Below are 14,565 nucleotides of genomic sequence, written 5' to 3'. Positions count from 1 at the left end.
AGAAAAATGAGAGCAGTACATTTTGGTGCAGGAAATATCGGTCGAGGATTTATTGGAGAGGTTTTGGCAGCTAATGGATTTGAGATTACTTTCGTAGATGTGAATCACACGATCATTGATGCTTTAAATGAAAGAAAAGAATACGAAATCGAATTAGCAGATGAATCAAAAGAAAAAATCACTGTAAAAAATGTCAAAGGAATCAACAATCAAACAAATCCAGAAAAAGTAATCCAAGAAATCGCTGAAGCAGATTTAGTTACTACCGCCATTGGCCCGAATATCTTACCTTTTATTGCTGAGTTGATTGCAAAAGGTATCCAAGAAAGAGAAAAGGAAGGAAGCACAACATCTTTAGATATTATTGCCTGTGAAAATATGATTGGCGGTTCTGCATTTCTAGAAAAAGAAGTGTATAAATATCTTCCGGAAACATCATTTACTGACAAATATATCGGCTTTCCAAATGCAGCAGTCGATCGAATCGTCCCATTACAACACCATGAAGATCCTTTATTCGTCCAAGTGGAACCTTTCAAAGAATGGGTCATTGACGATAGCCAAAGAAAAAATAAAAAAATCCAATTAAAAGGGGTTTTATATGTAGATGATCTAGAACCATATATCGAACGCAAACTATTTAGTGTCAATACTGGTCATGCGACTGTCGCTTATACAGGTGCCTTGTTAGGTTACCAGACCATTGATGAAGCAATGCAAGATGCGTTAGTTGTGGCACAATTAAAATCAGTTTTGCAGGAAACAGGAAGTTTGCTGATTGCCAAATGGGGGTTTGATGCAGAGCAGCATCATGCGTATATTGAAAAAATCATTCATCGCTTCCAAAACAAAAATATCTCTGATGCGATCACACGTGTCGCTCGGACACCATTACGTAAGTTAGGTTATCAAGAAAGATTTACACGTCCAGTGAGAGAACTACAAGAACATAACTTGACTTGCCCACATTTGACGGCAACAATGGGGATTATTTTTAATTACTATGATCCTGAAGATGAACAAAGCCGTCAATTGCATGAAATGAAGATCCATGAAAACTTGGAACAATTGATTCAAGAAGTCACAGGAATCAATGATCCGAAAACAATCGGGAATATCAAGCAAAACGTGAACCGTTATGCCAAGCAAGTCGCTTAAAATAGGATACGAAAAAGGGGAATGTGACGAAATTTTTGTCACATTCCCCTTTTTCGAATAACTAGGCTGTTTGTCCTTCAAGATAGGGCAGATCCAATTCTTTACCGTAACGTTGTTCTAAAGCTAGGCGGATCAAACGAGCTGCCAGGTTCTCATTTCTTGCAAGGATAGGTCCATGGAAATAAGAACCGAAGACATTTCGGTAAATGACACCTTCAGATTGGTCTTCACCATTATTTCCTTGACCTTGTACCACTTTCCCCAAAGGTCGTTCACCTTCACCTAAGAAAGTCCGACCATTGTGGTTTTCAAATCCATAATAAGTTTCATTGAATTCTTCGTTATGGATAACGATATCACCGATAAACCGGTTATTTTCCTGACTTAACGTGTAGTGATCCAGTGCACTGATTCCTTGGATCTTTTCTCCATTAGCTCCCATGTAGTAGTGACCTAGCAATTGGTAGCCACCACAAATGGCTAACATGACGCCATCATTTTCGATATAGTTGATCAAAGAATCTTTCTTTTTCTGGATGTCTTTTGAAATGATTAATTGCTCAAAGTCTTGACCACCGCCAAAGAAAACCAAGTCATATTTATCAGCATCAAAAGGTTCATGTATACTAACGATCTCCGTATGGCAAGAAACCCCCATTTTTTCTGCTATATATTTCAACATCAAAAGGTTTCCGTTATCACCATATGTGTTCATCAAATTTCCATAAAGGTGGGCGATATTGAGTTCATAATTAGCCACGGTTCATTCCTCCTTTGATAAATCCTTGAGCAGCTAGTTCTTTACGAAGCTGCAATACAGCAGTGTAAGTAGCTAAAATATAGACATGCTCAGTTGGCAATTCTTTGATTTTTTCGATTACTTCTGGTAATTCTTTTGTTTCTGTCAATTTATTTTCTGGAATCCCGGCAACTTTTAGACGTAAAGTCATATCTGTATGACGGTCTCCTCCAGAAATAACAGCTGGGATATCCATATCGGCAAAGTTTTCAAAATTACCATCCCAAATCCAGCTGACATCGATTCCGTCTGCGTAATTGGCATTTAATAAAGCCACTAAAGAAAATGGATAGGGAGCTAGACCAATCATATCGATTACTTGATTGATACCTACAGGATTTTTGACAAGTACTAATGTACATTTTTTCCCATTGATATTGATGACTTCTTGTCGGCCGAACACTTTCTCGTCATATCCTAAACCTTGTTTGATTTTATCAGGATCGACATTGAAGTACTCTGCCACTGCAGTAGCTGCTAAAGCATTGTAGACATTATACATACCGCCAACTTCGATTCCGTATTCATGACCATCGATCACGAAATCTGCTGACACATTGTCCATCCGTACCATATCAGTTAATCGATAATCCAATTCAGGACGTTTGAAGTCACAATTTGGACAGTAATATTTCCCTAAGTTTGCATAAGTGATCATTTTATAATGCAAGATGTGATGACAATTTGGACATAAGACACCGTCTGTATTGTAATGAGCCATTTGTTCACGATCTTCTTCATGGTCAAAGCCATAATATTTTCTAGGATTGACTGTTTCGATAGAATTGAAGATTGGTGAATCACCGTTACTGATAATCGTTGCATTTGGTGACTTTGCGGCACCGTCTACAATCATTTTATAGGTCGTATAGATTTCTCCATACCGATCCATTTGATCACGGAAAATATTTGTAAATAAGAACAGTTCTGGTTTCATATATTCTGTGACTTTGCTCAAACTTGCTTCATCTATTTCTAGGACAGCAAACTTTTTCTGTCCTTTTTTTGGTTTTGCCTGCAAGAAAGTCGATACAATTCCCTGTACCATATTCGCACCAGTAGGGTTGGTTAGAACTTCATCGAATTGCTGGCGCAAAATATTGACTGTTAAAGCGGTAGTCAATGTTTTACCGTTTGTTCCGGTGACAACGACGACTTGGTAGTCTTTTGCCAAACTATCTAGTATATGTGGATCGACTTTCAGCGCTAGTTTACCTGGTAAACTTGATCCGCCTTTAAAAAAAGTTTTTAATGCCCATTGCGACGTTTTTCCAACTGCAATCGCAAAATGACTGCGTATTCCCATTATGTAACCTCCAAAAACGATTTGCTGACGAATAAATTCAACTAATCATACCATATGTTGAAAAAAAGGTTAAATTGCTTTTCTTATTCTTAAGAAAAGGTTACGGCTGAAAGTGCATGAAATCGGACAAAATCGCATGATTTAACAAAAAAACAGCTTGAAACAAAATGATTGTTTCAAGCTGCTGTGATTTTATTATTCCCTCTTACCTATATTCCCATTTTAACCGATAATAATTTTCTCGCTTGGATATTCATAGCCTAGATCTCGTGTTTCTTTTGGTACGAATAACATCAATGTATATAGCATTCCGATCCGCCCAATAAACATCAGTGCAGCAATCGTGATTTTGCCCACAACAGACAAGTCTCCGGTAATCCCTAAAGATAAACCAGTTGTTCCAAACGCAGAAGTTACTTCGATGATGATCGAGATCAGCGTTTGTTCTTCTGTAGCAGATAAAAAAACGATACAAAAGAAACACATACCAAGAGAAAGCATAAAGACAACGACTGATTTTCGCACATCATCTTGATCGATTCTCCGTCCAAAAATATTGATGTTATCTTCACTTTTGAGGAAGGAATATAGATACAAACCGATGATTGCTACAGTAGTTGTTCGAATCCCGCCGCCTACAGAACTAGGACTGCATCCGATAAACATCAGTAAAGAAAAAATGATCAGTGTTGTGATTTGAAAATCACCCAAATCGTGAATCTGCAGACCAGCATTACGAGTCGTAATCGAATAAAACATCGAATTGATCCATTTGACACTCATATTGGAATCTTGGAATAAATGGTCCTTTTCCAATAGATAAATCAAGACAGTTCCCGAAACAAACAAGATAACAAAAGCTAACACAGCTAATTTGGTAAACAAGGAAAAACGAAACGGAAGCTTCGCATTGGAACGTTTGTATAATAGCCATTCCCGGCACTCCATCAATACAGGAAAACCAATTCCTCCGACAAAAATCAAAAACATGATCAGGATCAAGAAAAAATAGTCATGTGCAAAGGGCTTGATGGAATCCCCAGTGACGTCAAACCCAGAGTTCGTGACAGCCGATATCGCCTGATAAAAACCGTAAAAAACGGCATCACGCCAACGATCAAAATAGCCTCTGTAATAAAAATAAATAGAAAAGAATGTCCCAAAAAGTAATTGAAACCAGATTAAAATAGAAAAAGTGATCCGAATCAGTCGGACGATACCAGACAAACGCGGTTGATTCATATCCGTCATGATCAGCTGTCGTTGTTTCAGTGTGATCCGTCGTTTAGAAAAAATGACAAAAGCAGTAGAAATCATCATGATCCCCAAACCACCAACTTGAAATAATATTTCCAGCAGTATAATACCGTTATCATTGAACACAGAATTGATATCAAAAGTCGATAGTCCAGTCACACTCACTGTACTGATTGCCATGAACAGCATGTCCACAAAAGAAACATAGCTATCTGGTTCGCGAAAAATCGGCATATAAAATAGAACGAGTGATAAGACCGTCATCAATATATAATAAAAAACGATGATTTGGATCGATGAGAAATGATTGGCAGCAAACTTCTGTCCTCGCCGCTGCAGCCTTCGAAAGAATAAATCAACATGCACAGTACTATCCTCCTGACAATAGTCGTTTCTACCAGTATACAAGGGGAATTAGGAATACTCAAAGAAATTATTAAACAGATAACAATACAGCTTTCGATTAAAATAGAAATAGCTTATAATAAGGCAAATCCTATAAAAAAGAAGGAGGAGGAATAACAAATTGATTAATGCTCAACAAATCGTAGAAAAAATGAAAAATCAAAAAATAAATTATGATACAGTTCTGAAAAAAATGATCATGCAATGGGAGAAAGAAGAAGTAAAGCCTAAGATATTAATACATACATGCTGTGCTCCTTGCAGTACGCACACATTGGAATTCATGTCTCAATATGCAGAGATCACGTTATTTTTTTCAAATTCGAACATTCATCCTAAAAGTGAGTATTTGCGAAGATTACATGAACAAAAACGATTTGTAGACCAATTTAATGAGAAAACTGACCATCATGTAGCGCTAATCGTTGATGAATACCGTCCAAATGAATTCACCAAAATGGTTTTAACAAACCATCTTGAAAACGAAAAAGAAGGTGGTGCTCGCTGCAGTGCATGTTTCAATATGCGATTAGATCTTGTTGCGCAAAAAGCGCAAGAACTAGGATACGATTACTTTGGAAGTGCCCTGACCATCTCGCCAAAGAAAAATGCAGCTTTGATCAATCAGATCGGAATGGATATCCAAAAGATTTACGGGACACAATACTTGCCAAGTGATTTCAAGAAAAACAAAGGCTATGAACGCTCTTTGCAAATGTGCAAAGAGTATGATATTTATCGCCAATGTTATTGTGGTTGCGTGTTCGCTGCCAAGCAGCAAGGATGCGATCTGAAAGAAATCAATCGGGAAGCAAAAGCTTACTTAAAAACATCAACCGTAGTTTTTGAGGAAAATTAAAGAAATCTTTCGGAAAAACGTAAGAAAAAAATAAAGAATTTATGGTAGAAATAAGGTAGACTGTATAATTTGTCCGTAGTAAAGTAAGGAAACAAGAATAAATTTCAATGAAGGAAGAGATAAGATGCGAAAAGTAGCACCTATTTTGAAGCCAATCGCTGTATTAACAATCTCGACGATTGTCGCGACTACTACAGGTATTGTGAATAGTTCCAGCTACCGTGCACCAAGTTCAAGTTCTAGTACTGTAGAAGAAACAACACCAACTACTTCAGTCTCGACATCTGAACCAACAACAACGGAAAGTTTGAATGAAACCACTACGACAAGTACATGGGACGATACAACAACTAGTTCGTCGTATGATGAGACATATACAACTGACAGCTCAAGCGAAACAAGTAATACGGTACCAGATGGCACTCCATCGGATTCAACCAATCCAAGTACAAGTCCGGATACAAGTGCTAGCTCCGAAACGATACCAAGCAGTACGACTGTAGATGATAACACGCAAAATGATGATGCAGCACGTACAGCACAGCAAAACCAAGATTCAGGAAATACCCAAACGTATAACCAGCAAGCAGGTGATTCTCAATGACATTTTTACTAGACCTTATCAACGGGGTGCATAAATTCCTTGGCTATTTAGACATCAGTCCTAAATATCTTAACCGTGGATATACGATTTTAAGTGTGATTCCCACGCTTTATTTATTGAGAATTGTTTATGGACTTTGGCAAAACCAAAACTATCTTCAATTTTTCTTATATGGACTTGCATTTCTAGTGCTTGTTTATTTTACTGTTTTAAATGTATTTTATTACTTTTTAGATAAAAACACGAAAGCCGATGTCACTCAGCTTTTTGTGAAGTATTTACCTGATGAAGCGTTCAACATCCAGACAGAAGAATCGATAGATAATGGAAATTCGATCGATAAAGTGAATACACAAGAGGTCATGGTTTCTTATGACGAAGATTATCAATTGAAATTAGCCGAGAATATGCGGTATTTGATTGGAAATGGTGAGATCAAAACAAATGAACTCGGTCGCATGGATGGATTTCTGGTCGACAGAAATACATTGTATCCTTATTACTATGTCAAGAAAACAGGAGAGAAAGAGTATGTTCTAAATATTGGACGAAGCTACTCGGACATGGAAAAAGTAGGGACCATTCGACTTGACTCAACAGAAGACACATTGGAACCTGTAGGATTGTTCATCGTCGGCGGTGATTTTGTCAAAGACGGGTTACGCTATCATGAGTCTTATCGTCTGAAATTGATTGCAAAAAAGGCACAGTCGCAGGAAGAACCAGTGGTTTATAGTCGTAGCCAAAGAAGAAGACATTCATAATGTGATGAAACGCCGTGTATCAGTGGTTGCGATAAAAACGTTTATTCGGAATAAGGGGGATGTGACACGTCTTTTGTCACGTTCCTTTTTTATATAACGAGAAAGATAAGACGAACACATCACTTATTCTTTCCTTTCATTTATAAACATTGTAGAATAAAGAAAGTACAACGAAGTATTGTGAAAAAACGTAATAAATAACGAGAAAAATACAAGTAGGAGGTAAGCTGTGAAAGAATTTTTGAAAAATTGGGGGATTTTGATCCTTGTATTAGCGGCTATTTTATTAGCTAGAGTGTACGTGTTTACACCAGTTACTGTAAACGGGCATTCGATGGACCCTACATTAAGTGATGGACAACGATTGATTTCATCTAAGATCTCAAACTATGAACGAATGGATATTATTACTACAAAGGAACCGGGGGATGAAGAACGGATGATTGTTAAACGGATCATCGGTATGCCTGGAGATACAGTCAAGATGGAAAATGACCAGTTGACCATTAATGGCAAAAAGTATGATGAACCTTATCTGGATGAGTTCAAAAAAGAATTTTCAGAAGATAAGTTACAAGGAGAATATGCTTATAGCTCAGGATTCCAAGCACAAGCAGAAAGTTCATCCACCTTTACGAGTGACTTTGAATATACTGTGCCGAAAGGAAAGTATCTTGTTCTCGGCGATAACCGCTTGATTTCAAAAGACAGCCGAATGTTTGGGTTAGTCGACAAAGATATGATCCAAGGAAAAGTTGTTTTCCGTTATTGGCCTCTTTCAGAAATTAAAATCATGTGATGAAAAAATAAAAAGAAGCTGTGACATGTTTTTTGTCACAGCTTCTTTTTCCGAAAATTCCTTCTTATTTCTTGGAGTTGCTCACTTTTTTTGCAATCTCATTTTAAGCTTTTTGGCTGATGGATAAGAAAAGCGAAGCGTTTTTGTTCATAAATAGCTTTTCCCCACGATGGAAGGTATGACTAGTAGCAGAGACAAAGCCCATTTTTTCCAATCGATTATTCAATTCTTCTTGGCTAAAGCCATTATGGACTTTCGGATGACTAATTTGTTCATTCTTGTCAAAGTCTACGATGATCAATTGACCGCCAGGAGCTAAAATTTCATAAAGTTTTGTAAGAATATTCTCCGTATCAGGAATGTGTAAAAGTACAAGTGATAGAAGGATGAGATTAGCTTGGACAGCAGGAAATTCGACAGAAGCATCAGCGTGGATCGTTCGGACATTTTTCAGATCTGCTGCTTGGATCTTTTCTTCTGCCATTTTCAGCATAGTTTCCGAAGCATCGGCAATGATCAGTTCTTTGAATCTTTCCGCAAGCGGTAAACTAACAAGCCCAGTTCCGCCTCCATAATCCAGCAGGACTTTTTGGTGGCTGTCGCGCGGTAGATAAGTAGTTAGTTCTTCGCGAATAATCTTGGCTAATGCTTGACGGTCAGGGGAATCATAATGGTTAGCGATGGAATCAAAAATATTTTTTGTCATCAAATAGCTCCTTACGTAAAACTTTGAAATTTTAACTTATTATAGCACGTGAAAAGAAAGAAAGCATGCTATACTCAATTCAAAAAGGGAGAATCTAGAAAGAAATGCCGATATCGTTTGTAAAAGATAGAGAGGAAAAAGGAAAGTGTGTCCGAGAAATATTACTAGACTTGCCTGAGTGGTTTGGGCTTCCTGAATCAACGGAAAAATATATCGAGGAATCAAGTAAACTACCTTTATGGTGTGAAAAAAGAAAAGAAGAATATTTAGGCTTTATCACTCTTTCACAGACAAGTGAAGATACTGCCGAAATCTATTGTATGGGAATAAAAAAAGACTATCATCACCAAGGATTAGGAACAAAACTTTTTAAAGAAGCAGAAGGTTACGCAGCAAAACATTACAAATATTTGCAAGTGAAGACTGTAGACGAGGGGCACTACTCTATATATGATCAAACTATTTGTTTCTACGAATCATTAGGATTTTCAAGGTTGGAAGTTTTTCCAAATTTATGGGATGAATGGAACCCATGTTTAGTTCTTGTCAAAAAATTGGAACAAAAGTGAGCAATAGATTTAATACTAATCTGTGCTTGATGAAAATTCTCACTGTAAAAAATGCTGAAAATCAAGTATAATACCATAGGAACAAACTGGAAGGTGAAAAAGAGCATGGCACAACTATTTTTTAAGTATGGCGCAATGAATAGCGGCAAGACGATCGAGATCCTAAAAGTCGCACATAATTATGAAGAACAAAATAAGCCAGTTGTCTTAATGACAAGCGGTATTGATACAAGAGATGGTTTAGGCGTTGTTTCAAGCCGAATCGGACTGAAACGTAATGCGATGCCGATATTTGAAGAAACAGACGTATTTGACGTAATTCAGAAAATGGAAAGCAAACCCTATTGTGTGCTGATCGATGAAGCGCAATTCTTAAAAAAGAAACATGTCATTGCTTTTACGAGAATTGTGGACGAATTGGATATTCCGGTTATGGCATTTGGTTTGAAAAATGATTTTCGAAACGAGTTATTTGAAGGATCAAAATATTTATTGCTTTATGCAGACAAAATCGAAGAAATGAAAACAATCTGTTGGTTCTGCCACAAAAAAGCAATCATGAATTTACATTATATTGATGGAAACCCTGTTTATGAAGGCGATCAAGTGCAAATCGGCGGAAATGAAGCTTATTACCCCGTTTGTCGAAAACATTACTTTCACCCATCAATGATTACAGAAGGAGAATAAGCATGTACGATCAATTACAAGCAATTGAAGACCGTTATGAAGAGCTTGGAGAACTTTTAAGTGACCCAGAAGTGATTTCTGATACAAAGCGTTTTATGCAGCTTTCAAAAGAAGAAGCAAACACGCGCGAAACAGTCGAAGTTTATCGTCGTTATAAAGAAGTAGTACAAGGAATCACCGATACAGAAGAACTGCTTGGTGAAAAATTGGATGATGAAATGGCTGAACTAGCAAAAGAAGAATTATCTGAATTAAAAAAAGAAAAAGAAGTCTTAGAAGAAAAAATCAAGATCTTGCTTTTACCAAAAGATCCAAATGACGATAAAAATATCATCATGGAAATCCGTGGAGCAGCAGGCGGAGACGAAGCAGCATTATTCGCTGGCGATCTTTTCAATATGTACCAAAAGTATGCTGAAGCACAAGGCTGGAAAACAGAAGTGATGGAAGCTAACGTTACCGGAATCGGTGGATATAAAGAAGTGATCATGATGATCACCGGAGACAACGTATATTCGAAATTAAAATATGAAAGTGGTGCGCACCGCGTCCAGCGTGTTCCTTCAACTGAATCGCAAGGGCGTATCCATACTTCCACCGCAACAGTTGTCGTGATGCCAGAAGCTGAAGAAGTAGAGATCGATATTGAAGACAAAGATATCCGTACAGATATCTATCATGCTTCAGGTGCTGGCGGACAGCACGTCAATAAAACAGCATCTGCTGTACGTTTGACTCACTTACCAACAGGGATCGTTGTTGCTATGCAAGATGAACGTTCTCAAATCAAGAACCGTGAAAAAGCAATGAAAATCTTGCGTGCTCGTGTGTACGATAAGATCCAGCAAGAAGCACAAAGCGAGTATGATGCCAATCGAAAATCAGCAGTCGGAACTGGGGATCGTTCAGAACGGATCCGGACGTATAATTTCCCGCAAAATCGTGTGACTGATCATCGTATCGGATTAACTATCCAAAAATTAGATCAGATTTTAGCAGGGAAATTAGATGAGATCGTTGATGCATTGATCATGTATGATCAAACATCAAAACTGGAAGCTATGCAAAATGGGTAAAATGACCTATCGAGAAGTCCTGTCACGGGCTTCTTCTTTTTTAGAGGATCATGGGAAAGAAGCATATAGTATCCAATTTTTATTTTTGGAACGAAAACAATGGAAAAAACTTGATTGGCTCCTTCATATGAACGAAGAGATTTCAGAAGAAGAACAGCGGTTGATCGAAACCGATCTGCGACTTCTGCTTGCAGATCATCCACCTCAGTATTTGCTAGGATATGCAGATTTTTATGATCATCGGTTAAAGGTAACTGAAGCAACACTGATCCCTCGACCAGAAACAGAGGAGTTAGTCGAATGGTGTTTAGACGAGACGCCTGATGTACCATTGGAAGTGATAGATATTGGGACAGGGACTGGAGCAATTGCTATTAGTTTGAAAGCAGCAAGAAGAAATTGGCATGTATCTGCTGTGGATCTTTCAGAAGAAGCATTAGAAGTAGCGAAAGAAAATGCTCAGAAAGAAGGAACGAAAATCAGTTTTTATCATGGAGATACATTAGGACCAGTAATGGATCAGCAATTTGATGTGATTATTTCTAATCCGCCGTACATCAGTCGGAATGAATGGGAACTGATGGATGAAAGTGTCCGGTCATTCGAACCTAAAATGGCCCTTTTTGCTGAGAACGATGGATTAGCTATTTATGAAAAAATAGCAGTTGAAGCACCAAGCGTACTAAAATCAAATGGAAAGATTTTTTTAGAAATCGGATTTCGCCAAGGTGAAGCAGTAAAAAAAATATTTCAGCAAGCATTTCCAGATAAAAAAGTGGCGATAAAAAAGGATCTTTTTGGCAATGAACGAATGATCCAAGTTTATGGTTGAAGTTGTGGATGAAAAATTTTTTATTTGTTTTTTTATTATAAAAAAACACTTATTTGACAAGGATGTAAACGACTTTTTGGTTTATCAACAAGTTTATCCACTATTGACAAATAGATTATCCACAAACAGTGGAAAACTTGAGGATAAACTCAGACAAAATAAGAATGTATGAAAAAGGGGTTGTGGATAAACTGTGGAAACGAAACGATATGATGAAACAGAATTGCAAGAGGCAGCCGAAGCACTGAAAGAAGGAGAACTTGTTGCTTTTCCTACCGAAACAGTATACGGATTGGGCGCCAACGCTCTTTTACCAAACGCTGTCAAGAAAGTGTTTTCTGTAAAAGGGAGACCGCAAGATAATCCATTAATCGTCCATGTCGCCTCTTTTGAACAAGTAAAAGAGTATGTGGACAACTTTCATCCGGCAGCAGAGAAGATTGTGAAGAACTTCTGGCCTGGACCACTAACTTTGATATTTAAGATCAAAAAAGACACTTTGCCCTCAGTTGTGACGGGAGGATTATCCACAGCTGCATTTCGTATGCCGGATAACAAAAAAACACTAGAAGTAATCGAACTTTCCGGTGTTCCGCTTGTCGGTCCAAGTGCAAATACGTCGGGAAAACCAAGTCCAACGACTGCAGATCATGTATATCATGATCTACAAGGAAAAATTACCGGGATTATTGATGACGGTGCTACGCGAATTGGTGTAGAGTCCACAGTTCTTGACTTAAGTGATCCAGCAGTGGCGCCTATGATCTTGCGACCAGGCGCAGTAACGAAAGAACAAATCGAAGCAGTCATCGAATCTCCTGTTGCTATTGATCAGCATCTTGTAAAAGAAAATGAAACACCAAAAGCGCCTGGGATGAAATACAAACACTACTCACCCGATACACGTGTTCTGATGGTCAGAGATGGCGATTGGTCAACTGCAGCTCAATGGGCAAAAAATAAGAAGATCCGTGCAGGTGTCATAGCAAGCCCCGAAATTGCGGATCAAGTGCGGACAGATACTGCAGCTGTTTATATGTATAACGACAACTCAGTAGAAGCGGCGGCTAAAGGATTGTTTGCAGGTCTAAGAGGATTAGATGAACCAACACTTGGATTAGATTTGATTTTTGTACAAGTATATCCAGAAACTGGATTGGGGAATGCTTATATGAATCGCTTGAAAAAAGCAGCAGGACAAAATTATTTTGAAAAATGATCAATTGGTTATTGTCGCATTCTTTTAGTATGATACAATGCTATCAAGTAAATCTTCTATCAGTGAACGAAAAACTAAGCGTAACTAATCGTAATAGAAGAGATACGAATATTTGGCAATTTGTTTTTGATGGGAAAAATAAAATTGTAGGAAAATAAAAAGGAGCTGTTGTTTGTGGTAGATTACAAAACGTTTGACCCTGATCTTTGGGCTGCGATCGCCAAAGAAGAAGAAAGACAAGAACATAATTTGGAGCTGATTGCCTCTGAAAACTTTGTCTCCGAAGCAGTGATGGCTGCACAAGGAAGTATCTTGACAAATAAATACGCAGAAGGTTATCCAGGGCATCGCTATTATGGTGGGTGTGAATTTGTCGATATCGTTGAAAATTTAGCGATTGACCGTGCAAAAGAATTATTCGGAGCGAAATTTGCGAACGTCCAGCCTCACTCCGGCTCTCAAGCCAACACGGCTGCTTATCTCGCTTTGGTAGAACCAGGGGACACGATCTTAGGAATGGATCTTTCCGCAGGCGGACATCTAACACATGGATCACCAGTCAACTTCAGTGGCAAAACCTATCACTTTGTTGCTTACGGTGTTGATCCGACAACAGAAGTTATTGATTATAATGTGGTACGTATTTTAGCTAGAAAACATCAACCAAAATTGATCGTAGCAGGTGCCAGTGCTTACGGACGAACGATCGACTTTGCGAAATTCAGAGAAATCGCAGATGAAGTAGGCGCAAAACTGATGGTAGATATGGCACATATCGCAGGATTAGTAGCAGCAGGACTTCATCCTAATCCAGTTCCTTATGCAGATATCACAACGACTACCACTCATAAAACATTGCGTGGCCCTCGAGGCGGCATGATTTTGACAAACGATGAAGCATTAGCAAAAAAAATAAATAGTGCGGTATTTCCTGGTATTCAAGGCGGCCCTCTAGAGCATGTGATTGCGGGTAAAGCAGTAGCATTCAAAGAAGCATTAGATCCTGCATTTAAAGAATATAGTGAACAAATCATCGCCAATGCAAAAGCAATGGTCAAAGTTTTCAATCAAGCAATTGGAACCAGAGTCATTTCAGGGGCGACAGATAATCATCTGATGTTGATCGATGTTCGCGAGTTAGGTATAAATGGAAAAGAAGCAGAGAGCATTTTGGACAGTGTGAATATCACTGTAAATAAAAACTCGATTCCTTTTGAAACACTAAGTCCATTCAAAACAAGCGGTATTCGAATCGGCACGCCAGCAATCACTACTCGCGGGTTCAAAGAAGAAGATGCTGTAAAAGTGGCTGAACTAGTTGTCAAAGCATTACAAGCAAAAGATGATAACGCTCAACTAGACGAAGTCAAAACAGGTGTACGCGAATTAACTGAAAAATTTCCGTTGCATAAAAAATAAAAATTTAAATTCCATTAGTAAACAGAAAAGTTCAATGCTGGGCTTTTCTGTTTTTTTCTGTTTATTTTTTGGGAAAACGGATTCTTTGACAATATCGGTGATG

At 38.1% G+C, this 14,565-nt stretch carries 16 protein-coding genes; 12 read left to right on the top strand and 4 right to left on the bottom strand.

Annotated elements, in window-relative coordinates:
• Positions 1-6: 6 nt before the first annotated feature.
• Positions 7-1,158: a mannitol-1-phosphate 5-dehydrogenase gene (locus IGL31_RS10665; RefSeq protein WP_002287246.1), complete on the top strand. Its 1,152-nt coding sequence runs from the start codon at positions 7-9 to the stop codon at positions 1,156-1,158.
• Between the two features lie 61 nt (positions 1,159-1,219).
• Here the strand turns inward: IGL31_RS10665 and IGL31_RS10660 are convergent, their stop codons facing one another.
• The 3 genes from IGL31_RS10660 to IGL31_RS10650 all read right to left on the bottom strand — a co-directional run bounded on the left by IGL31_RS10660 (position 1,220) and on the right by IGL31_RS10650 (position 4,886).
• A complete protein-coding gene (locus tag IGL31_RS10660) occupies positions 1,220-1,918 on the bottom strand; it encodes a type 1 glutamine amidotransferase (protein WP_002287245.1) in 699 nt (232 codons plus the stop codon).
• Positions 1,911-3,263: a Mur ligase family protein gene (locus tag IGL31_RS10655; RefSeq protein WP_002287244.1), complete on the bottom strand. Its 1,353-nt coding sequence runs from the start codon at positions 3,261-3,263 to the stop codon at positions 1,911-1,913. Before IGL31_RS10655 ends, IGL31_RS10660 begins: the two co-directional genes overlap by 8 nt.
• A 222-nt stretch (positions 3,264-3,485) precedes the next feature.
• Positions 3,486-4,886 (bottom strand): TrkH family potassium uptake protein, encoded by a 1,401-nt coding sequence (locus IGL31_RS10650; RefSeq protein ID WP_086300275.1) that lies wholly within the window; start codon positions 4,884-4,886, stop codon positions 3,486-3,488.
• A gap of 160 nt (positions 4,887-5,046) precedes the next feature.
• Here IGL31_RS10650 and IGL31_RS10645 point away from each other — a divergent pair, with 160 nt between their 5' ends.
• The 4 genes from IGL31_RS10645 to lepB all read left to right on the top strand — a co-directional run bounded on the left by IGL31_RS10645 (position 5,047) and on the right by lepB (position 7,951).
• Complete coding sequence (locus IGL31_RS10645; RefSeq protein WP_002287242.1) at positions 5,047-5,784, top strand: epoxyqueuosine reductase QueH; 738 nt, start codon at positions 5,047-5,049, stop codon at positions 5,782-5,784.
• 124 nt (positions 5,785-5,908) lie between these two features.
• Positions 5,909-6,388, top strand: coding sequence for a hypothetical protein (locus IGL31_RS10640; protein ID WP_002294107.1), 480 nt, complete (start codon positions 5,909-5,911; stop codon positions 6,386-6,388).
• Positions 6,385-7,152 (top strand): DUF6681 family protein, encoded by a 768-nt coding sequence (locus IGL31_RS10635; protein WP_086300276.1) that lies wholly within the window; start codon positions 6,385-6,387, stop codon positions 7,150-7,152. Before IGL31_RS10640 ends, IGL31_RS10635 begins: the two co-directional genes overlap by 4 nt.
• A gap of 229 nt (positions 7,153-7,381) precedes the next feature.
• Entirely contained in the window at positions 7,382-7,951 is a 570-nt protein-coding gene (gene lepB / locus IGL31_RS10630) for a signal peptidase I (RefSeq protein ID WP_002294105.1), read from the top strand.
• Positions 7,952-8,054: 103 nt separating this feature from the next.
• On the opposite strand, the gene IGL31_RS10625 is transcribed toward lepB, so the two are convergent.
• Positions 8,055-8,657 (bottom strand): class I SAM-dependent methyltransferase, encoded by a 603-nt coding sequence (locus IGL31_RS10625; protein ID WP_086300277.1) that lies wholly within the window; start codon positions 8,655-8,657, stop codon positions 8,055-8,057.
• Positions 8,658-8,761: 104 nt separating this feature from the next.
• Here IGL31_RS10625 and IGL31_RS10620 point away from each other — a divergent pair, with 104 nt between their 5' ends.
• From IGL31_RS10620 to glyA, 7 genes are all read left to right on the top strand, one after another.
• The gene (locus IGL31_RS10620) at positions 8,762-9,226 is read left to right on the top strand and encodes a GNAT family N-acetyltransferase (RefSeq protein ID WP_002307216.1); all 465 of its coding nucleotides are present in this window, start codon (positions 8,762-8,764) and stop codon (positions 9,224-9,226) included.
• Between the two features lie 105 nt (positions 9,227-9,331).
• Positions 9,332-9,916, top strand: coding sequence for a thymidine kinase (locus IGL31_RS10615; protein WP_002289675.1), 585 nt, complete (start codon positions 9,332-9,334; stop codon positions 9,914-9,916).
• Positions 9,917-9,918: 2 nt separating this feature from the next.
• Complete coding sequence (gene prfA, locus IGL31_RS10610; protein ID WP_002289676.1) at positions 9,919-10,992, top strand: peptide chain release factor 1; 1,074 nt, start codon at positions 9,919-9,921, stop codon at positions 10,990-10,992.
• Positions 10,985-11,824, top strand: a complete 840-nt coding sequence (gene prmC, locus IGL31_RS10605; protein ID WP_002325410.1) for a peptide chain release factor N(5)-glutamine methyltransferase — start codon at positions 10,985-10,987, stop codon at positions 11,822-11,824. Before prfA ends, prmC begins: the two co-directional genes overlap by 8 nt.
• On the top strand, positions 11,817-11,996 hold the full coding sequence (locus tag IGL31_RS10600; protein WP_002300130.1) for a hypothetical protein: 180 nt from the start codon (positions 11,817-11,819) through the stop codon (positions 11,994-11,996). The genes prmC and IGL31_RS10600 overlap by 8 nt, the downstream gene beginning before the upstream one ends.
• 21 nt (positions 11,997-12,017) lie before the next feature.
• Entirely contained in the window at positions 12,018-13,043 is a 1,026-nt protein-coding gene (locus IGL31_RS10595; protein ID WP_010727358.1) for an L-threonylcarbamoyladenylate synthase, read from the top strand.
• 174 nt (positions 13,044-13,217) lie between these two features.
• Entirely contained in the window at positions 13,218-14,462 is a 1,245-nt protein-coding gene (gene glyA, locus IGL31_RS10590) for a serine hydroxymethyltransferase (protein ID WP_002294099.1), read from the top strand.
• Positions 14,463-14,565: the final 103 nt, after the last annotated feature.

The organism is Enterococcus sp. MSG3290, assembly GCF_050555565.1.
GTDB lineage: Bacteria > Bacillota > Bacilli > Lactobacillales > Enterococcaceae > Enterococcus_B > Enterococcus_B faecium.
This window is presented reverse-complemented; position numbering and strand designations above follow the sequence as displayed.